Raw genomic sequence first — 20,366 nt, 5'->3', positions numbered from 1 at the left:
AGGTTAGCGGGCAAGCTCGCGACGGATAATGTCAGCCCCGGCGCTTAACGCCTTCAGCTTACCGTTGGCGACCTGGCGGGAAAGGGGGGCCATACCGCAGTTGGTGGACGGATAGAGCTTGTCTGCATCAACAAACTGCAACGCCTTGCGCAGCGTATCGGCCACCTCTTCCGGCGTTTCGATGGTCTGGGTGGCGACGTCAATTGCCCCGACCATCACTTTTTTACCGCGGATAAGCTCCAGCAGATCCATCGGCACGCGCGAGTTGTGGCACTCCAGCGAGATGATATCGATCTTCGAGGCCTGTAACTTTGGAAATGCCTCTTCATACTGGCGCCACTCGGAGCCGAGCGTCTTTTTCCAGTCCGTATTGGCTTTGATGCCGTACCCGTAACAGATATGTACCGCGGTTTCGCATTTCAGCCCTTCAATGGCGCGCTCCAGCGCGGCGATACCCCAGTCATTCACCTCGTCGAAAAAGACGTTAAAGGCAGGTTCGTCGAACTGAATAATGTCGACGCCGGCCGCTTCCAGCTCGCGGGCCTCCTGATTGAGAATTTTAGCGAACTCCCAGGCCAGCTTTTCGCGGCTTTTATAGTGGGCATCGTATAGCGTGTCGATCATGGTCATCGGGCCGGGCAGCGCCCACTTGATCGGCTTGTCAGTCAGCTGGCGCAGGTATTTAGCGTCGTCAACAAACACCGGCTTCTGTCGCGCCACCGCGTCTACCACGGTCGGCACGCTCGCATCGTAACGGTTACGGATGCGTACCGTCTGACGGTTCTCAAAATCCACGCCGCTGAGATGTTCAATAAAGGTGGTGACAAAATGCTGGCGGGTTTGTTCCCCGTCGCTGACGATATCAATCCCGGCGCGAATCTGTTCATCCAGAGACAAACGCAGCGCATCCTGTTTCCCTGCCAGTAATTCCTCGTCCTGGAGTTTCCACGGCGACCAGAGCGTTTCCGGCTGCGCAAGCCAGGTGGGTTTCGGCAGGCTGCCAGCCGTTGATGTCGGGAGCAATGTTTTCATAAAAGAACCTTTTATCCGTATTAAATTAAAGCGTGAAGTGTTGAGACCACTGCTCAAGAAGGGTTTTATAGGGTTTGATAAACCGCTCTTCGGTATATTTACCCTGTTCAATGGCCAGCCGGCTGCGCTCTTCACGGTCATAGACGATTTTGGTTAATGAGTGATCCTGCTGATTCAGGTCGGGCTGATAGCACTGTCCCGCAGCGGAATTGGCATTGTAAATTTCTGGTCGATAGATCTTCTGGAACGTCTCCATGGTGCTGATGGTGCCGATCAGTTCCAGATTGGTGTAATCACGCAGTAAATCGCCGGTGAAGAAGAAGGCAAAAGGCGCGACACTGTTTTCCGGCATGAAATAGCGAACCTTCAGGCCCATCTTCGCGAAGTACTGTTCCGTTAGCGACTCGCCGTCCGGCTGGTACTCATAGCCCAGCACCGGGTGGTGGTTACCGGTACGACGATAGGTGTCTTTGCTGGAGACGCTCAGGCAGATCACCGGCGCTTTTTTAAAGTTCGCCTGATATTCCGCAGAATGAACGAAGCTTTTAAAGATATTGCCGTGCAGCTCGCCAAAATTCTCGGGGAGAGAGAAACGGGCCCGGTCTTTATTATGCTCCAGCAGCAGGACGCTGAAATCATAGTCACGAACATACGATGAGAAGTTATTTCCGACGATGCCTTCGATGCGCTCGTGGTTTTTTTTATCCACGATCGTCGTTTGCAGAATTTCGATGGCCGGGAAAGTAAAATCGCCGCCGATATTCATATCGACTGAAATAATCTCCAGCTCGACGGCATAGCGGTCAGCTTTCGGGTTATCCCAGCTCGCCAGCGCGTTAAAGCGGTTGTTGATCATCACCAGCGTATTGCGCAGGTTCTCCTGACGCTTCTCGCCACGCGCCAGGTTGGCGAAGTTGGTGGTGGTACGCGTGTTTTCTGACGGGTTATAATTTTCATCAAAGCAACTGCGCTTAAGGGTAAATGTGAAAGCCTGACTCATTTGGTTATGCATCCTAAGTTCATGTTGCCGGAACGTTATCAATGCATAATTTATGCCTGAGCCACTGGCGCAGGGGAAGTGACTTAATTTCACTGCAACATGAGGGTTCTTCATGAACTGCGCGATTCAGGTATAATCCCCCGACATTTCCAACCGGTTTAAACGAACATGACAAAACTCACCCTACAAGAGCAGATGCTGAAAGCGGGCTTAGTCAGCAGTAAAAAGATGGCGAAGGTCCAGCGCACGGCGAAAAAATCCCGCGTCCAGGCTCGCGAGGCGAGAGAGGCTGTTGAAGAGAACAAGAAAGCCCAGCTGGAGCGTGATAAGCAGCTGAGCGAACAGCAAAAACAGGCGGTGCTGGCAAAAGAGTTCAGGGCGCAGGTGAAGCAGCTGATTGAGATGAACCGCATCACCGTGGCGAAGGGCAATATTACCTTTAACTTTACCGACGGCAACCTTATCAAAAAAATCGAGGTCGATAAGCAGACGCAAACCCAGCTGATCAACGGCCGTCTGGCGATTGCCCGACTGGTGATTAACGCGAATGGCGACTGTGATTACGCGATTATCCCGGCGGTAGTGGCGGATAAAATTGCCCAGCGCGATGCGGACAGCATTGTGCTAAACAGCGCCCTGAGTCAGGAAGAGCAGGACGAAGACGATCCGTACGCAGACTTCAAAATCCCTGACGATTTAATGTGGTAATCCCCGCTCAGAACGGCGCGGCGTGACGGGCGTTTATCGTCTCGCCGCTCAGCGGATGAATAAAATTCAGAGCGCTTGCATGCAGCATCAGCCGGGGCGTTTCTTCCGCCCCCGGCCATTCCAGACCACCATACAGATCGCACCCCAGAATAGGGTGGCCTAACTGCTGGCAGTGAATGCGCAGCTGGTGGGTGCGCCCGGTCTCCGGGGTAAGCTCAACCCGCGTCAGCGGCATTATCGTATCCTGGTAAATACGTTCCACCACCCGATAGCGGGAGCGAGCGGGCTTACCGGTGCGGGCACAGATCGTCATCAGCGGAAACAGCGCCGGATCTTTGGCAATCGGCGCATCCACGGTCCCTTCGTCCTGTTCCACATGTCCGCACAACAGGGCGGTGTAAACCTTGTTCACGGCGCGCTGACTGAACTGGTGGCAAAGCGCGGCGTTGATCGCTTTGTTACGCGCAATGACCATCAGACCCGAAGTGCCAAAATCAAGACGATGCACCAGCGTGCAGCCGGGAAAGGTTTGAACAAGACGGTGGTGGACGGAATCGAGGTTTTGCGGATTTTTCCCCGACAGGCTGAGCAGACCGGAAGGTTTATTGATCAGCAGCAGATGCTCGTCCTGCCAGAGGATCTCAATGTCGTCGTGACAGGGTGGTGCAATAAACGTATCGATAATGACAGACATCAGGCCGCCGGGCTGGAGAGTGGGTGCGGATGATAACGAAATACGGGGGAAAAGAAAAACCCTCCCACCGGGCGGTGAGAGGGGGAAAACTTAGGCAGCGACCAGGCTGTCGATAGCGGCTTTCGCGTCGGTCTGCGCTTTGGTGGCCACTTCCGGGCCGTAAGCGATACCTTCAGCGAACACGAAGTTCACGTCGGTAATGCCGATGAAGCCCAGGAACAGCGTCAGGTACGGTGCGACCAGGTCGGTAGGGGTATCTTTGTGAATACCGCCGCGGCTGGTCAGTACAACCGCACGCTTGCCTTTCACCAGACCTTCCGGGCCGTTCTCGGTGTAACGGAAGGTTACGCCAGCGCGCGCCACCAGGTCGAAGTAGTTCTTCAGCTGGGTAGGAATGTTGAAGTTGTACATTGGGGCGTTGATCACGATAACGTCGTGCGCCTGCAACTCAGCAATCAGCTCGTCGGAGAGCGCCAGGGCTTCCTGCTGACGCGGGGTAAGAGGCGCATCGCTCGGACGCAGCGCGCCAACCAGCTCGCCGTCCAGCACAGGAATTGGGTTTGCCGCCAGGTCACGCACGGTGATTTCATCCGCGCTGTGCTGTTCACGCCACTGTTCAACGAAATAGTCAGACAGCTGACCAGACTGTGAATACCCTGCCAGAATACTGGATTTCAACACTAATACTTTGCTCATGGGAAATTCCTGTTTTGTATTTGATTGAGGGGGTTGCCCCGTTGCTTGTTGACACTTTATTCACAATCCTGCCACAGGGATAGCGCAATATATCGAAGCCTATGTTCGAATTTTTTGAATAAGGCGCGAAAAGCGCTGATGTGGTACTCTATACCAATCATTAAAAAGAGATTTTATCCGGCAGTGCACTGCCCGTTAACGCTATGACAGAACACCAAAAATTGACCTTCCCGATGCTGATGCAAAAGCTTGATTCGCTGATGCTGCGCGATAAACAGCGGTTTGCGCGCCGTCTGCACGGCGTTAAGAAGGTTAAAAATCCTGATGCACAACAGGCCATTTACCAGGAGATGGCCAACGAGATTGAACAGGCGGCAGGGAAAGTTGTGCTGCGTGAAGCCGCACGTCCGGAGATTACCTATCCGGTAAATCTGCCCGTCAGCCAGAAGAAACAGGACATTCTTGAGGCCGTACGCGACCACCAGGTGGTGATCGTCGCGGGGGAAACCGGTTCAGGTAAAACCACTCAGCTGCCGAAAATCTGCATGGAGCTGGGCCGCGGGGTGAAAGGGTTGATCGGTCACACCCAGCCGCGTCGTCTGGCGGCGCGCACCGTGGCGAACCGTATTGCGGAAGAGCTGCAAACGGAGCCGGGTGGCTGCATCGGCTACAAGGTGCGATTCAGCGACCACGTCAGCGATAACACCATGGTTAAGCTGATGACCGACGGTATCCTGTTGGCGGAAATCCAGCAGGATCGTCTGCTGACGCAGTACGACACCATCATCATCGATGAAGCGCACGAGCGCAGCCTGAACATCGACTTCCTGCTCGGCTACCTGAAAGAGCTGCTGCCCCGGCGTCCGGATCTGAAAATCATCATCACCTCCGCGACCATCGACCCGGAGCGCTTCTCAAAACATTTCAACAATGCGCCGATTATCGAGGTGTCAGGACGCACGTATCCGGTGGAAGTGCGCTATCGCCCGATTGTGGAAGAGGCGGACGATACCGAGCGCGACCAGCTTCAGGCCATCTTTGATGCCGTCGACGAGCTGGGCAACGAGAGTTCTGGCGACATTCTGATCTTCATGAGCGGCGAGCGCGAGATCCGCGATACCGCCGATGCGCTCAGCAAGCGCGATCTGCGCCATACCGAGATCCTGCCGCTGTACGCGCGCCTGTCGAACAGCGAGCAGAACCGCGTGTTCCAGCCGCACAGCGGGCGCCGCATCGTGCTGGCGACCAACGTGGCCGAAACTTCGCTGACCGTACCGGGCATTAAATACGTGATCGACCCGGGTACGGCGCGCATCAGCCGCTACAGCTACCGCACCAAAGTTCAGCGCCTGCCGATTGAGCCGGTTTCGCAGGCGTCGGCTAATCAGCGTAAGGGCCGCTGCGGCCGCGTGTCGGAAGGGATCTGTATTCGTCTCTATTCGGAAGACGATTTCCTGTCGCGCCCGGAGTTTACCGATCCGGAGATTCTGCGGACCAACCTGGCATCCGTTATCCTGCAAATGACCGCGCTGGGGCTGGGCGATATCGCCGCCTTCCCGTTTGTGGAAGCGCCGGATAAGCGCAATATTCAGGACGGGGTGCGGTTGCTGGAAGAGCTGGGGGCCATCACCACCGACGAACAGGCGACGGCCTACAAGCTAACGCCATTGGGCCGCCAGCTTAGCCAGTTGCCGGTCGACCCGCGTCTGGCGCGCATGGTGCTGGAGGCGCAAAAACACGGCTGCGTGCGCGAGGCGATGATCATCACCTCGGCGCTCTCCATTCAGGATCCGCGCGAGCGTCCGATGGATAAGCAGCAGGCGTCGGATGAAAAACACCGTCGCTTCCACGATAAAGAGTCCGATTTCCTCGCCTTTGTGAACCTGTGGAACTACCTTGGCGAGCAGCAAAAAGCGCTCTCCTCGAACCAGTTCCGCCGTCAGTGCCGGGTGGATTTCCTCAATTATCTGCGCGTACGCGAGTGGCAGGATATCTACACCCAGCTGCGCCAGGTGGTGAAAGAGCTGGGTATCCCGGTGAACAGTGAACCGGCGGAGTACCGCGAAATCCATATCGCCCTGTTGACTGGCCTGCTGTCTCATATCGGGATGAAGAATGCGGATAAGCAGGAATATACCGGCGCACGCAACGCGCGTTTCTCCATCTTCCCGGGCTCCGGTTTGTTTAAGAAGCCGCCGAAGTGGACCATGGTCGCCGAGCTGGTGGAAACCAGCCGTCTGTGGGGGCGTATCGCCGCGCGTATCGATCCGGAGTGGGTTGAACCAGTGGCGCAGCACCTGCTGAAACGCTCATACAGCGAGCCGCACTGGGAGCGCGGGCAGGGCGCGGTGATGGCGACGGAAAAAGTCACCGTCTACGGCCTGCCGGTGGTGGCCGCGCGTAAGGTTAACTACAGCCAGATCGATCCGGCGTTGAGTCGCGAGCTGTTTATCCGCCACGCGCTGGTGGAAGGCGACTGGCAGACGCGTCATGCCTTCTTCCGCGAAAACCTGAAGCTGCGCGCCGAGGTGGAAGAGCTTGAGCACAAGTCCCGCCGTCGCGACATTCTGGTGGACGACGAGACGCTGTTTGAGTTTTACGATCAGCGCATCAGTCACGATGTGATCTCGGCGCGCCATTTCGACAGCTGGTGGAAGAAAGCCAGCAAAGAGGCCCCGGACCTGCTCAACTTCGAAAAGAGCATGCTGATCAAAGAGGGCGCGGAGTCGGTCAGCAAACTCGATTACCCGAACTTCTGGCATCAGGGCAACCTCAAGCTGCGTCTGACCTATCAGTTTGAGCCGGGCGCGGATGCCGATGGTGTGACGGTGCACATTCCGCTGCCGCTGTTAAACCAGGTGGAAGAGAGCGGGTTTGAGTGGCAGATCCCCGGCCTGCGCCGCGAGCTGGTCATTGCGTTAATCAAATCCCTGCCTAAACCGGTGCGGCGTAACTTTGTGCCGGCGCCGAACTACGCCGAAGCGTTTTTAGGCCGCGTCACGCCGCTGGAGCTGCCGCTGCTGGACGCCCTGGAGCGTGAGTTTCGCCGCATGACCGGAACCACCATCGACCGCGACGACTGGAACTGGGATCAGGTGCCCGATCACCTGAAAATCACATTCCGCGTGGTGGACGATAAAAACAAAAAGCTGCTCGAAGGCCGTTCTCTGACGGAGCTGAAAGAGGCGCTGAAAGGTAAAGTCCAGGAGACGCTCTCTGCGGTGGCCGATGACGGCATTGAGCAGAGCGGGCTGCACATCTGGAGCTTTGGTCAGCTCCCGGAAAGCTACGAGCAGAAGCGCGGGAACTACAAGGTGAAAGCCTGGCCCGCGCTGGTGGATGAGCGCGACAGCGTGGCGATTAAGCTCTTTGACAATCCGCAGGAGCAACAGCAGATGATGTGGCGCGGGCTGCGTCGACTGCTTCTGCTTAACATCCCGTCGCCGATTAAGTATCTGCACGAGAAGCTGCCGAACAAAGCCAAGCTGGGACTCTACTTTAACCCGTACGGTAAGGTGCTGGACCTGATCGACGACTGCATCTCCTGCGGTGTGGATAAGCTGATCCACGAGGCCGGCGGTCCGGTCTGGACGGAAGAGGGCTTTGCTCAGCTTCATGAAAAGGTGCGCGCGGAGCTGAACGACACCGTGGTCGAGATTGCCAAACAGGTCGAGCAGATCCTTACCGCCGTGTTCAATATCAACAAGCGCCTGAAGGGGCGGGTGGATATGACCATGGCCCTGGGGCTGTCGGACGTCAAGGCGCAGATGGCGGGGCTGGTGTATCGCGGCTTTGTCACCGGCAATGGCTTTAAGCGTCTGAGCGATACGCTGCGTTATTTGCAGGCGATAGAGAAGCGTCTGGAGAAAATGGCGGTCGATCCGCATCGCGATCGTGCGCAGATGCTGAAAGTCGAAAACGTGCAGCAGGCGTGGCAGCAGTGGCTCAACAAACTGCCGCCGGCGCGTCGCGATGACGACGACGTGCGGGAGATCCGCTGGATGATCGAGGAGCTGCGCGTCAGCTTCTTCGCTCAGCAGCTGGGAACGCCGTATCCCATTTCGGATAAGCGTATCTTGCAGGCGATGGAGCAGATTTCCGGCTAAAACCGTTGCCCGGTGGCGCTGCGCTTACCGGGCCTACGGTAAAACATGTAGGCCGGGTAAGGCGTAGCCGCCACCCGGCTTTTTATCATTTCTCCGGGTATAACCCTTGCCCGGTGGCGCTGCGCTTACCGGGCCTACGGGAGAATATGTAGAACATGTAGGCCGGGTAAGGCGTAGCCGCCACCCGGCTTTTTATCGTTTCTCCGGGTATAACCCTTGCCCGGTGGCGCTGCGCTTACCGGGCCTACGGGAGAGCATGTAGAGCACGTAGGCCGGGTAAGGCGTAGCCGCCACCCGGCATGTCTTCAGGCACTGACCCAACCGCCGCCCAGCGCTTTATACAAATCAATTTGCGCCAGCAGCAGGTTGTTTTTCACCTGTACCACGCTAGTCTGCACCGAGAACAGCGTGCGCTGCGCATCGAGCTCATCCAGATAAGAAGAGTATCCGTTGCGGTAGCGGTTTTGCGCAATCCGCAGCGTCTCCTGCGCGACCGTCTGCTGTGCCAGCAGCTCGGTAAGCTGTTCCTGATAGCGGGTGATGGCATCAAGGCTGTCATTCACCTCAGCAAACGCGTTACGCACGGTTTTTTCGTAGCTGTACAGCGCCTGATTCCGCTGGGACTGGGAGATATCTACCTGCGCATTGAGCGCCTGACGGTTCAGCAGCGGCGCAAGAATACTGCCGCCCACGCTCCAGAGCTGTAGCGGGTTATCCAGCAATCCCGACAGCGTGCGATCCTGCACCGATCCCGTGGCCGTGAGGTTGATCGACGGCAGCAGGCTGGCGCGCGATGCCGCCAGCGTCGCGTCCGCCGCAATCAGCTGACGTTCAGCCTGGACGATATCCGGGCGCCGGTTCAGTAGCGTCGACGGCAGCTGGGAGGGCAGTTTCAGCGGCGTCAGGGCATCAAAGCTTTCACCGCGCGCAACGTCACCCGGGTTGCTGCCCAGCAGCAGGCTAAGCGCATTCTCCTGCTGCGCAATCTGGTGCTGAAGCAGTGGAACCTGGGCGCGGGTGGCGCGCAGCTCAGAATCCGATTGCATCAGCTCAAGGCGAGAGCTGTATCCCGTCTCAAACTGTCGCTTGGCGAGGTTGAACGCCTCTTCACGCGACTTCAGCGTGGACCGGGTAACGCGAAGCTGTTCGTCCAGCGACAGCAGGGTGACGTACCCGGAGGCCACCGAGGATGCGACGGTAAGATCAGCCGCCGCAGCCGCCGCCTTTTGTGCCTCCAGCGACGCTTCAGCGGCACGGGAGGTGCTGCGGTTTACGCCCCAGATATCCACGTCGTAGCTGGCGGTCAGGCTGCCTTTGTACAACGTACCGTATACCGGAAGCCCCGTGGCGGCGGACTGCGAGCGCGCGCGCGTCCCGGTCACGCCCGCGTCAAGCGACGGGAACAGGCTGCCGTCAGCGGCGTACACCCGGGCCTGGTACTCGTTAATCCGCTCGCGGGCAATCAGCACGTCGCTGTTATTCTTCAGCGCCTGATCCACATAGCGATTCAGATTGCTGTCGTGAAAATTTCGCCACCAGAGCTGCTCTGTCGGGCTGGCTGGCCCCGACGTCGCGCGCCACTGGGCCGGTATGTGCAGGGACGATTTGGCGGGCTCAACGTCTACCGACTGGCATCCCGCCAGGATAGTCATTATCAGCAGGCCGGCTATCGGGCGAAGCGTCATTGTTTCGCCTCCCGCGTGTCGATGGTCACCTGCACCGACATGCCAGGACGCAGCAGCCGGTACGCCTCCGGCTCACCGAGTACCTCAATGCGTACCGGGATGCGCTGGGCGATTTTAACAAAGTTGCCCGTGGCGTTGTCCGGGGTGATAGCGCTGAACTCGACCCCTGTGGCCGGGGATATGCTCTCCACGCGGCCCTGATAGGCTTTATCGTTTAAGGCATCGACGGTGAATTTCACCGGCTGGCCGACGCGTAAATTCGCCAGCTGCGTCTCTTTGATATTGGCGATCACCCAATGCTGCGGCGGGACCAGCGTGGTAAGGTGCGTCCCGGCGGTGACGTACGCCCCCAGACGCACTGCAATCTGCCCAAGCTGACCGTCACGCGGCGCGACAATGCGGGTGTTTTGCAGATCGATCTGCGCCAGCTCCAGCGCGGCTTTCGCGTTCTCAACGTCCGCTTCCAGCGAACCGCGATTGACGATGACCGTTTGTAGATCCTGACGCGACATCTCAAGCGTTGCTTTCGCCTGGTCGATATCGGCGCTCCCCTGGGCGGCACTGGCCAGCGCCGAATCGCGCTCGCGAATGGAGAGGGAACCGTCCGCGGTCAGCTCTTTCACGCGTTTCAAATCCGCCTGGGTTTTCAGACTTTGGGCACGGGCGTTTTTCAGCGCCGCCTCGTTTTTGGCAATCACCGCTTCCGCGCTTTTGCGCTGTTGCAGGTTGTTATTCAGGGCTGCAATTTTCATTGCCAGCTGCGCCTCGGCCTGATGGACGCGCTGGCGATAGATGCGGTCATCTATCTGCAACAGCAGCTCGCCTTTTTTAACCTGCGCGAAATCCTGAACATGGACCTCGGTAATGTAGCCGTTTACCTGCGGACTGATGAACGTGGTCTGGCCGCGCACGTAGGCGTTATCGGTAAACTGGGCATGACGCGTGAACGGGGGCAGCTGCCAGGCATAAAGGATCACCAGTACCCCGACAATGCCGATAGCCGCGGCGGTGAAAATGGAAACGACGCGCACATTTTTGCGGGTGTTGGCCTGCTCTTTGGCGGCATCCTGCTGACTCATAACTTCTCCTGAAAAATAGTCATTACTTGTTGCCAGTGGCGTTCTTAAGGGCCATACGGGCGGTGATGCGCAGACGCAGCAAGCGCCATAAAATCCAGACCAGCGTGGCAGTGGCAATGCTCGCCGTCAGGAGATAAGTATCGTTGTAAGCCAGAATATTCGCCTCAAGCGTCGTCACCGACTGAAGCTGAGTTATGGCCTGGGTTCCCAGCAGGGAACTGTCGCCTACCAGGCTTTTGTACATCTGGGTGTAAAGCTGTATGCGTTCGTTCACCAGCGGGTTAAGGGTGGTGAGCTGGTCAGCCAGCAGGCTGGAATGGTACTTCTCGCGCCAGGTCTGGAAGGTGCCGAGGATCGCGGAACCCAGCAGGCCCCCAAGGTTCTGACTCATGCCAAACATCACGGAAAAGCTGACCAGATTGCGCGGATCGGCGATCACCCCGCCAATGGCGGCCAGCATCGCAGGCGCAAGGAAGAACGCGCTGCCGAAGCCCAGCAGGAACTGGCTGAATATAAGCTGATCCGGCCGGGTCAGGTTGTTGGACTGGCTGTCCAGCAGCGAGGCAACGATCATCAGCGCCAGCGAGGTGATAATCGGCCAGGCCAGTTTAGTGGGCTTAATCGTCAGACAGCTGGTGACGATACCGCAGACGATCCCGGCGAAAATAGCCCACGCCAGATGGGTCATCTGTTCATTCTGTAAGCCTACATATTGCAGCCAGCCGATGACGCCCGTGTTCTGCTCCGCCAGTACGATGCGGATCAGCAGCATGATCAGCCCCAGGCGTACGATGCTGCCGCTGGAGAGCCAACGGGTATTAAGCAGCGGGTTGTTGCGGTTATGTTCAAACACGATCGCGGAGACAATCAGCACCAGCGAGAGAGCCAGCGCCCAGCCGATCCACGGCGCTTCAAACCACCAGTCCAGACGCCCTAACGACAGAACCGCGCACAGCAGCGCCATGCCGGGCGCAAGCAAAAAGAAGGTGATGAAATCTTTCTTCTCGAAGACTTTGCGCCGATCGCCCGGCGGTAGCTTGAGCGCCATCACGCAGGCCAGGGAGATCAGGGCCAGACCCAGCTCGAAGAAGTACAGCCCGCGCCACTCATCAAGCTGTAACAGCTCGGTGGAGAACAGCCGCGCCAGCGGGATCGCCAGCGACGACCCGGTTATGCCGATGGTCAGCGCCTTCAGTCGGTGCTTCGCGGGCCAGGCCTGGATCTGGTAATAAATGCCGAGCGAGCTGAGCGCGGCGGCGACCATCCCGTGTGCCGCACGTACCATCAGCGCCGAGCTGAGATCGTTCACAAACAGGTGGAAAAAGGTGACCAGCACATACAGCACCAGGAAGCCTTCCGTAAAGGCGCGCAAACCGTACTGCTGGCGAAACTTTACCAGCAGCAGGTTGATGGAGACGTTGGTCATGACATAGACGGCAGGCAACCAGGCGATTTCAGTCGACCAGGCGCCAAAGGTGCCTTGCAGGTTTTGCAGATTGGCGGTGACGACCGCGTTACCCAGCGCCCCGGTCAGACACACCAGCAGGCCGACCACGCCATAGGCGATTCGTTTCGACGTTGGATGTTCCGGGGTGGAAGGGGAACCCAGCAGGGCGGGTTTCTCGTGTGGCTGCCACTCGCGAGGAGCATAAGGGTCGCGTTGGGGCAGGCGCATAACGGGGTTTACCTTTCAAAAAGTTGAATTGTGAGCGGGCTAATGATTCTAAGGCTGACGCAAATCATAATTCAAGTGAATACGATTTTCTCACGTTAATCAAATGTGAGTGCTTTTTGAGCACATCCCGGCCCGTTTTTTCAGCATTCATGCCATAGCATGACGCAAAGAAAGGGGGATAATCGATGGCTCTGTATGCTGTAAGGAGGTAACGATGACAATGGCACTTTTCCCCTGTCTGCCTGGCACAACCCTCGACGCCGTGAATACCGTTGGGGCGTGGCTTGCTCAGGACGACTATCAGGACAACCAGCCCGTTGATCTGGTGATTCTGGCGGGTAATGCGGTGATCCCCGCGATTGATGCTGCCTGTAAAATCGCGGCTGAACAGGGTGTTCCTCTGATCATCAGCGGCGGGATCGGTCACTCGACGACCTTCCTCTACGCCGCGATTGCGAAACACCCCCGCTATAACAGGATACCCACCACCGGGCGTGCTGAGGCGGCTATTCTGGCCGACATCGCCCGTGAATTCTGGAACATTCCGGCCGAGCATCTTCACGTTGAGGATCAGTCGACCAACTGTGGCGAAAACGCCCGCTTCAGCCGGGCGTTGATGAAACAATCCGGACTGAACGCCGCCCGGGTGCTGGTGGTGCAGGACCCGACAATGCAGCGTCGCACAATGGCTACGTTTGCCCGCGTTTGCCGCGACGAGGCCGCATCGCCCGCATGGGTGAGTCATCCCGGCCTGACGCCCGTGCTGCAAAACAGCGACGACGGTCTGGTGTTTAGCGGCCCGGTCGAGGGGTTATGGCCGGTAGAGCGCTACTTGTCGCTGGTGCTGGGTGAATTTCCGCGACTCAGGGACGATATCAACGGCTACGGTCCGGCGGGACGTGATTTCATTGCCCATGTCGATATCCCTGCCGACGTGGACGCCGCGTGGCAGATCTTGCGAAACGACGTCATTCTCACCGACGCGCTGGTGAGCCGTTCCCTGCTGTGATGCTCTGCCCGTTTGCGCCATCTTTTACGCAAACGGGCATCCTGTGTTGCCGATTTGTGATTTTGGAAACGGGCTGACCCGTTTCTTTTATGAGATATCTCACAAAAACAGACTCATAGAGTAGGCAATTGCCCCGGTAATTATAGTTTTTAACATTAAGTTTACTTGTTAAAAACAGTGTGATTACAGGAGCAGGTTATGACAGTACCCGTACAACATCCTATGTATATTGATGGACAGTTTGTTGCCTGGCAGGGTGATGCATGGATTGACGTGATCAATCCGGCCACGGAAGAGGTCATTTCCCGTATTCCCGACGGCAGCGCCGAGGACGCCCGCAAGGCCATTGACGCGGCAGATCGCGCGCAGGCTGGCTGGGAGGCGCTGCCTGCTATTGAACGCGCCAGCTGGCTACGCAAAATTTCCGCCGGGATCCGCGAGCGCGTCAGTGAAATCAGCGCGCTGATTGTGGCCGAAGGCGGCAAGATCCAGCAGCTGGCGGAAGTGGAAGTGAACTTTACCGCTGACTATATCGACTATATGGCCGAGTGGGCGCGCCGTTATGAAGGGGAAATCATTCAGAGCGACCGTCCGGGCGAAAATATTCTGGTGTTTAAGCGTGCCCTGGGCGTCACCACCGGCATTCTGCCGTGGAACTTCCCCTTCTTCCTGATTGCCCGTAAGCTCGCTCCCGCGCTGCTCACCGGTAACACTATCGTTATCAAGCCGAGCGAATTTACCCCAAACAACGCCATTGCGTTTGCCAAAATCGTCGATGAGATTGGCCTGCCGAAAGGCGTCTTTAACCTTGTGCTGGGCCGGGGTGAAACCGTCGGACAGGAGCTGGCCGGGAACCCGAAAGTGGCGATGGTCAGCATGACCGGCAGCGTCGGGGCAGGTGAAAAGATCATGGCTGCGGCGGCGAAAAACATCACCAAAGTGGGGCTGGAGCTGGGCGGTAAAGCCCCGGCCATCGTGATGGACGATGCCGACCTCGAGCTGGCCGTGAAGGCCATTGTGGATTCACGCGTCATCAATACCGGACAGGTGTGTAACTGTGCGGAACGTGTCTATGTCCAGAAGGGGATCTACGACCGCTTTGTGAATCGTCTGGGCGAGGCAATGAAAGCCGTCCAGTTTGGCAATCCGGCTGAGCGAACGGATATTGCCATGGGGCCGCTGATCAACGCCGCCGCGCTGGAGCGCGTGGAGCAGAAGGTGGCGCGCGCGGTGCAGGAGGGGGCTAAAGTGGTCCTTGGCGGTAAAGCGGCAGAAGGCAAAGGGTATTTTTATCCCCCAACGCTGCTGCTGGACGTACGTCAGGATATGACCATCATGCACGAAGAGACCTTTGGCCCGGTGCTGCCAGTGGTGGCATTCGACACTCTGGAAGAGGCGCTGAACATGGCCAACGACAGCGACTACGGTTTAACCTCGTCTGTTTATACGCAGGACCTGAACGTCGCCATGAAAGCCATTAAGGGGCTTAAGTTCGGCGAGACCTACATTAACCGTGAAAACTTTGAAGCGATGCAGGGCTTCCATGCAGGCTGGCGTAAATCCGGTATCGGCGGGGCGGATGGCAAACACGGTCTGAATGAGTATTTGCAGACGCAGGTGGTCTATTTGCAGTCGTAATCAGGAGCCCCCTCCATGCGAGGGGGTTCACATTTTCAGGAAAGGTGGTTATGTTGGCGCGATAATGATTCTTTATCGGGAAACAACATGCGCACAAAATATACGGGTCTGCAAATCAGCATTCACTGGCTGGTTTTTCTGTTAGTCATTATGGCCTATTGCGCCATGGAGTTCAGAGGGTGGTTCCCAAGAACCGATCGTCCGCTTATTAATATGATCCACGTTTCCTGCGGGATCAGCATCCTGGTGCTGATGGTGGCGCGCCTGCTTATCCGCCTCAAATTCCCGGCTCCGCCTATTCAACCGAAACCAAAAGCGATGATCACCGGGCTGTCCCATCTCGGGCATCTGGTAATCTACCTGCTGTTCATTGCGCTGCCGCTGATCGGTATGGTGATGATGTATAACCGGGGAAATGACTGGTTTGCGTTTGGCCTGACGATGCCGCATGCGGCGGAGGGGAATTTTGACCTGGTGGATACCCTAAAGGCGTGGCACGTAACGCTGGCGAATCTGGGGTACTTCGTGATTGGTTTGCACGCCTTTGCCGCGCTGATGCATCACTACTTCTGGAAGGACAACACGCTGCTGCGCATGATGCCGAAAAAGCGTCAGTAACCGATAATGCCCTGCGAACCCGCAGGGCATTTTTTTGCGGCTTATTGCAGTTGCGCGCGCTCCTGCGCCGTTAAGTCCAGTTCCTGAGTTGAACCCGTTTCCGAAGATTTTACCGCCGCTTCCAGCACCGCCATCACCGCCAGGGCTTCCACCGGATGGACCGGGTTGTCAATCTTGCCGTTCAGGGCATCGCGCACGTTTATATAGTACTGCCGCTGGTCGCCTTTTGGCGCAGGGATAGTGCTGGCTTCACCCTGGGCATTAAACAGCACCATAGCGTCGCTGTCTTCACCCCAGCTTTCGCTACCCGGAACGACGCCTGCCAGCAGCTGGGCTTCCTGCTGATCGATGTGCGCTTTCACCACGCTGGCCTTATCGCCGTGGACGGTAAAGCGGGCAACGCCACCCGCCACCAGCATGCTGCAATGGAGGACCACTTTGTGTTCCGGATAATTCAGCACCACGTGCGCCCAGTCGTTAATCTCCGCGCCGTCACGCAGGGTGGCGATGTTGCCCTGTACCGACTGCGGCAGACCAAAAAGCTGTAGCGTCTGGTCAATCATATGCGGGCCTAAGTCGAACCACAGGCCGCTGCCGGGCACGTTTTGCTCTCTCCAGCGCACGCGAACCTCCGGACGGAAACGATCGATATGCGACTCAAAATGTTTCACCTTACCGATACGGCCTTGCTCAATCACCTGCTTAATGCCGAGAAAATCGCTATCCCAGCGGCGGTTATGGAAGACCGAGAGCAGGCGCTGTTTTTCTTGCGCAAGCGCAATCAGATCTCGCGCTTCCTGCATATCCAGCGTAAACGGCTTATCCACTACCACATGCTTGCCGGCATTGAGCGCCAGGGTGGCCAGCGGCGCATGGGTCGCGTTAGGGGAGGCGATAACCACCAGGTCGATATCCGGATGCTGAATGGCCTCTTCCGGCGTGGCGACAACGAGGACGTCCGGCAGGTCGCGTTTCACTTTCTCTTCATCCCGGGATGAGACCACCGCCAGCTTCAGGCCTTCGACGGACTGGATCAGCGGGGCATGGAACGTCTTACCTACAAAACCATACCCGATCAGCGCAATATTCATTGTCTTCACTTTATTCATGACCTTCTCCACGTTAATGCGCGCCAACGGTAACCTGCAAGGCGCTATGGTCCCCGAGCTCTGCCCAGGGACGATCTAAAAACAGTTGATGAATCTCGGATAACCCTGACACCAGATACGGTTCGCACTGGTTGAGTTTTAGATGGTCGGCGACTACCCAGTGCGCCTGGCTTGCGGCCAGCATGGCACGCTTCACTTCGGCATCCGCCTCCTGACTGGCGCTCAATCCGAGTTCGGCATGGATGGCACATGCGCCAAGGATGGCAATATCCGCCCGGTAGCGAGAGAGCAGGGAAAGGGTGGCGCTTCCGGCAAACAGGCGTTGTTTCTGATCCCACTTTCCACCGAGCAGGATCAGGTCAATATCTTCCCGATCGCTAACCTGCTGGGCGATATCAAGAGAAGGGGTGATGATGGTCAGCGGCCCCTGAAGGAAAGAGGCAACGGCCAGCAGTGTGCTTCCGGCGTCCAGAAAAAGCGTCGAGCCCGCAGGCACGCATTGCGCAACCTGTTTACCCAGCCGCTGCTTAATTTCAGGGAGCAAGCTATTCCTGCTTACTCGGGTCATCGTCGAGAGATTCAGCGCGATGGCGCCGCCATGGTTTTTTTGTGCCAGTCCCTGTTTTTCCAGGTCGGTCAGATCGCGACGGATGGTGTCCGCCGAAACCTGCAATCGCTCTGCCAGCTCGGTAATGCTGGCCTGGCCTTGCTCAGTAATGATATCAAGCACATATTTCTGTCTGGCGGTTTTATGCATGGGGCAGTATCCTGCAAAAGGTCGCAATAAATCGCAGTTTACAGCATTTTGCAGGAAAGGGAATCGCGACAGGTGCGGGATGTTATCCAAAAACAGTTTAATGATGTGATTATTGATATCGCATTAATCAGTCATCAAAAACATGTATGTATCTTTTAGGTATGTTGTTATCGCTATGTTTTACTTGAAAATTTGGCTTAAGCTGCCGGATTATTGGCTCTAACCAGAATGTTTAACTAATTTGTAATTATAAATTAGTGCATATATCTATGAGTTTTTGTTTTTAAAGTAAAATAATTCAATTTTATTCGGTGTATTACTTAAGTTGACATTTCTTTGAAAATCTTTGTGTCTGATTCGGGGTGAAATTAACGCAAAAATGTACACCGGGGCATTTTAGAATTTTCTTTATATTACAGGGGGTTTATTTGTTTCATCTGAAAGGCCTTTTATAACGTTTTGTCCAGAAACCCCATCTTTTTTCTTATTTGTAACACCGCATTAACATTGCGGGTGTGGTTGCTCATATCACATTTTGTTATGCTGCGAATCAATAAATATTTAAGTAAATTCTTAAAAGAAAAAAAGAGATTGAACGGCTCTCATCTCAATTGAAATGGGCTTGGGGAACTATTACCCAAATTAATCGAGAAGAGGTGAGGGATTTCTGAGAATTATTTGTACCTCTTCCTGGGTATTTATTTGGCTATCACCTGGAGTCGGGGGATATTATGAAGATGAAATGCAATAACAGGTTGCTCAGATTATCTGTCTCCCTGACCTTAATTTCGCTGGTGGTGACTGCGGCTAATGCAAATAACGGCCAGGCGGGGATATCTCCCGTTGCGGCAATGACGATGAAAGAAAGTATTCTTTTCGCTCTCGATCGCGACCCCTCGGTGAGCCAGCAGGCTGCGCAACTGGGGATCGGCCAGGCACAAATAGACGAAGCGCGCAGTGGCTGGATGCCACAAATAGCCCTGAACGGGAGTACGGGTCACAGCCAGACCACCGATTCAAGCGGCTCGTTGCGAAATTCCGCAGCCTGGGGCCTGAGCCTGACGCAGCTGGTGTACGATTTTGGCAAGACCAATAACAGCATCAGCCAGTCTTCAGCTCAGCGTGACAGCTATCGCTACCAGCTGATGAGCACGATGTCTGCCGTCGCGGAAAAAACGGCCCTCAGCTATGTGGAAGTAAAACGCTACAGCGATCTGTTGCAGGCGGCAAAAGAGAACGTGCAGGCGCTTAAAAACGTTGAGCAGCTGGCAAAACTCCGCGCCGATGCTGGCGTAAGCTCCACCTCTGATGAGCTTCAGACCCGCACCCGTATCGCCGGGATGCAGGCGACGGTAGAGCAGTATAATGCGTCTCTGAACAGCGCCCGCGCGCGGCTGGCGGTATTAACTGGCATACAGGCTGAACGCTATTCACCGGTTCCGGGAGGTCTGGCCGTGGAGCCGGATTCTCTCAATCGGATTGATTATTCACTGATCCCAACGGTGATGGCCGCGCAGAACATGGAGCGTTCAGCCCAGTACGGCGTAGAAACCGCCAGGTCTCAGCACTGGCCGACCTTAAGCCTGAAAGGGGGCCGCACCCGCTATGAGTCTGATAATCGCGCGTACTGGGATGATCAGATCCAGCTCAATATTGACGCACCGCTTTATCAGGGCGGCGCGGTCTCGGCGCGCGTCCGTCAGGCCGAGGGCGCAAGGGCAATGGCATCGTCCCAGGTCGATCAGGCCCGTTTTGATGTCCTGCAAAAAGCCTCCGTCGCACAGGCCGACTGGACCGGGGCGCGTGGACGAATGGAAGCCGGGAAGCGTCAGCTGGAAAATGCGTTGCGCGCCCGCGATGTCTACAAAAATGAATATACCCTGAGCAAGCGCAGCATTAACGATCTGCTCAGCGTGGAGCAGGATGTCTGGTCTGCCACCTCAGCGAAAATAATGGCTGAATACGATGGCTGGAGTGCGGCGATTAATTACGCCTCTGCGGTGGATAATCTCTTGCCGCTTATCGGAATAGAGAAAAACGCTGCCGCGAAATTACCTGATTTAAGTTAAAAAAAGGCGCGCCTTTCTGCGCGAAATAAGTCAGACAATAATGGGTGATTTTTCCCAAGGATAGCTACATCCCTCTGGTGGACATATCCACAGGAATACGCGCACCTGCAAGGAGAAGAATATGAGTACCGCAAAAGTTGTTGATGTCATCATTCGCAAAACGGCAGAGAAGACGAAATTAACCGGTGAAGGGAATCTCTCGGTCTCTATTTCATCGCCGAGCGTGATTGAAATTCAGGGTTCTGCTCAGGACGTGGTGCGTTATGTCCGCCAGGGGAATGACCTCCTCATTTATATGAAAGATGGCAGCGTGATCCGCTGCAATAATTATTTTGTCGAAGACACGGAAACCCATAATCATTCCGAGCTGGTATTTAACGATAACCAGGAGCTGACGCATATTTCATTTGCCGATGCCGGGGAAGCATCAGGCGTTGCCGCCACCGAATTAACCGCCCAGGCTGCACCCATTAGCAGCATTGAACCTTTCC

The 20,366-nt window shown here is 56.2% G+C and carries 15 protein-coding genes and 1 pseudogene; 7 read left to right on the top strand and 9 right to left on the bottom strand.

Annotated elements, in window-relative coordinates:
* Positions 1 to 3 precede the first annotated feature (3 nt).
* Together O1722_RS12495 and O1722_RS12490 are read right to left on the bottom strand one after the other, a co-directional pair.
* Positions 4 to 1,032, bottom strand: a complete 1,029-nt coding sequence (locus O1722_RS12495; RefSeq protein WP_033486782.1) for a methionine synthase — start codon at positions 1,030 to 1,032, stop codon at positions 4 to 6.
* A 25-nt stretch (positions 1,033 to 1,057) separates the two neighbouring features.
* Positions 1,058 to 2,032: a DUF1852 domain-containing protein gene (locus O1722_RS12490; protein WP_033486787.1), complete on the bottom strand. Its 975-nt coding sequence runs from the start codon at positions 2,030 to 2,032 to the stop codon at positions 1,058 to 1,060.
* Between the two features lie 168 nt (positions 2,033 to 2,200).
* Here O1722_RS12490 and O1722_RS12485 point away from each other — a divergent pair, with 168 nt between their 5' ends.
* The gene (locus O1722_RS12485) at positions 2,201 to 2,740 is read left to right on the top strand and encodes a DUF2058 domain-containing protein (RefSeq protein ID WP_017384500.1); all 540 of its coding nucleotides are present in this window, start codon (positions 2,201 to 2,203) and stop codon (positions 2,738 to 2,740) included.
* Positions 2,741 to 2,747: 7 nt separating this feature from the next.
* Here O1722_RS12485 and O1722_RS12480 read toward each other — a convergent pair whose 3' ends face one another.
* Positions 2,748 to 3,434: an RluA family pseudouridine synthase gene (locus tag O1722_RS12480; protein ID WP_017384499.1), complete on the bottom strand. Its 687-nt coding sequence runs from the start codon at positions 3,432 to 3,434 to the stop codon at positions 2,748 to 2,750.
* Between the two features lie 90 nt (positions 3,435 to 3,524).
* On the bottom strand, positions 3,525 to 4,130 hold the full coding sequence (gene azoR, locus O1722_RS12475; RefSeq protein WP_015570577.1) for an FMN-dependent NADH-azoreductase: 606 nt from the start codon (positions 4,128 to 4,130) through the stop codon (positions 3,525 to 3,527).
* A 203-nt stretch (positions 4,131 to 4,333) separates the two neighbouring features.
* Here azoR and hrpA point away from each other — a divergent pair, with 203 nt between their 5' ends.
* On the top strand, positions 4,334 to 8,236 hold the full coding sequence (hrpA, locus tag O1722_RS12470) for an ATP-dependent RNA helicase HrpA (protein WP_033486783.1): 3,903 nt from the start codon (positions 4,334 to 4,336) through the stop codon (positions 8,234 to 8,236).
* A gap of 305 nt (positions 8,237 to 8,541) precedes the next feature.
* Here the strand turns inward: hrpA and O1722_RS12465 are convergent, their stop codons facing one another.
* From O1722_RS12465 to O1722_RS12455, 3 genes are read right to left on the bottom strand one after another with little or no spacing between them, the layout of a single operon-like run.
* Positions 8,542 to 9,921: an efflux transporter outer membrane subunit gene (locus tag O1722_RS12465; protein ID WP_033486784.1), complete on the bottom strand. Its 1,380-nt coding sequence runs from the start codon at positions 9,919 to 9,921 to the stop codon at positions 8,542 to 8,544.
* On the bottom strand, positions 9,918 to 11,000 hold the full coding sequence (locus O1722_RS12460; protein ID WP_017693458.1) for an HlyD family secretion protein: 1,083 nt from the start codon (positions 10,998 to 11,000) through the stop codon (positions 9,918 to 9,920). Before O1722_RS12460 ends, O1722_RS12465 begins: the two co-directional genes overlap by 4 nt.
* A 22-nt stretch (positions 11,001 to 11,022) precedes the next feature.
* Entirely contained in the window at positions 11,023 to 12,675 is a 1,653-nt protein-coding gene (locus O1722_RS12455; RefSeq protein ID WP_017384496.1) for an MFS transporter, read from the bottom strand.
* Between the two features lie 214 nt (positions 12,676 to 12,889).
* Between O1722_RS12455 and O1722_RS12450 the strand changes: the two genes are divergently transcribed.
* From O1722_RS12450 to cybB, 3 genes are all read left to right on the top strand, one after another.
* Positions 12,890 to 13,684, top strand: coding sequence for a YdcF family protein (locus O1722_RS12450; RefSeq protein ID WP_017384495.1), 795 nt, complete (start codon positions 12,890 to 12,892; stop codon positions 13,682 to 13,684).
* Positions 13,685 to 13,882: 198 nt separating this feature from the next.
* The gene (aldA, locus tag O1722_RS12445; RefSeq protein ID WP_032669926.1) at positions 13,883 to 15,322 is read left to right on the top strand and encodes an aldehyde dehydrogenase; all 1,440 of its coding nucleotides are present in this window, start codon (positions 13,883 to 13,885) and stop codon (positions 15,320 to 15,322) included.
* A gap of 87 nt (positions 15,323 to 15,409) precedes the next feature.
* Complete coding sequence (gene cybB, locus O1722_RS12440) at positions 15,410 to 15,940, top strand: cytochrome b561 (RefSeq protein WP_023300059.1); 531 nt, start codon at positions 15,410 to 15,412, stop codon at positions 15,938 to 15,940.
* 41 nt (positions 15,941 to 15,981) lie between these two features.
* Here cybB and O1722_RS12435 read toward each other — a convergent pair whose 3' ends face one another.
* Together O1722_RS12435 and O1722_RS12430 are read right to left on the bottom strand one after the other, a co-directional pair.
* Positions 15,982 to 17,049, bottom strand: coding sequence for an oxidoreductase (locus O1722_RS12435; protein WP_033486785.1), 1,068 nt, complete (start codon positions 17,047 to 17,049; stop codon positions 15,982 to 15,984).
* Between the two features lie 13 nt (positions 17,050 to 17,062).
* The gene (locus O1722_RS12430) at positions 17,063 to 17,806 is read right to left on the bottom strand and encodes a DeoR/GlpR family DNA-binding transcription regulator (protein ID WP_015570569.1); all 744 of its coding nucleotides are present in this window, start codon (positions 17,804 to 17,806) and stop codon (positions 17,063 to 17,065) included.
* A gap of 731 nt (positions 17,807 to 18,537) precedes the next feature.
* Here O1722_RS12430 and O1722_RS12425 point away from each other — a divergent pair.
* Positions 18,538 to 19,875, top strand: coding sequence for a TolC family outer membrane protein (locus O1722_RS12425; protein WP_023303703.1), 1,338 nt, complete (start codon positions 18,538 to 18,540; stop codon positions 19,873 to 19,875).
* A gap of 121 nt (positions 19,876 to 19,996) precedes the next feature.
* A pseudogene (locus tag O1722_RS12420) lies at positions 19,997 to 20,341 on the top strand (BapA/Bap/LapF family prefix-like domain-containing protein); the annotation flags it as partial.
* Between the last annotated feature and the right edge of the window lie 25 nt (positions 20,342 to 20,366).

It is taken from the genome of Enterobacter cloacae complex sp. HYC003_NIDB (genome assembly GCF_056673375.1).
This window is presented reverse-complemented; position numbering and strand designations above follow the sequence as displayed.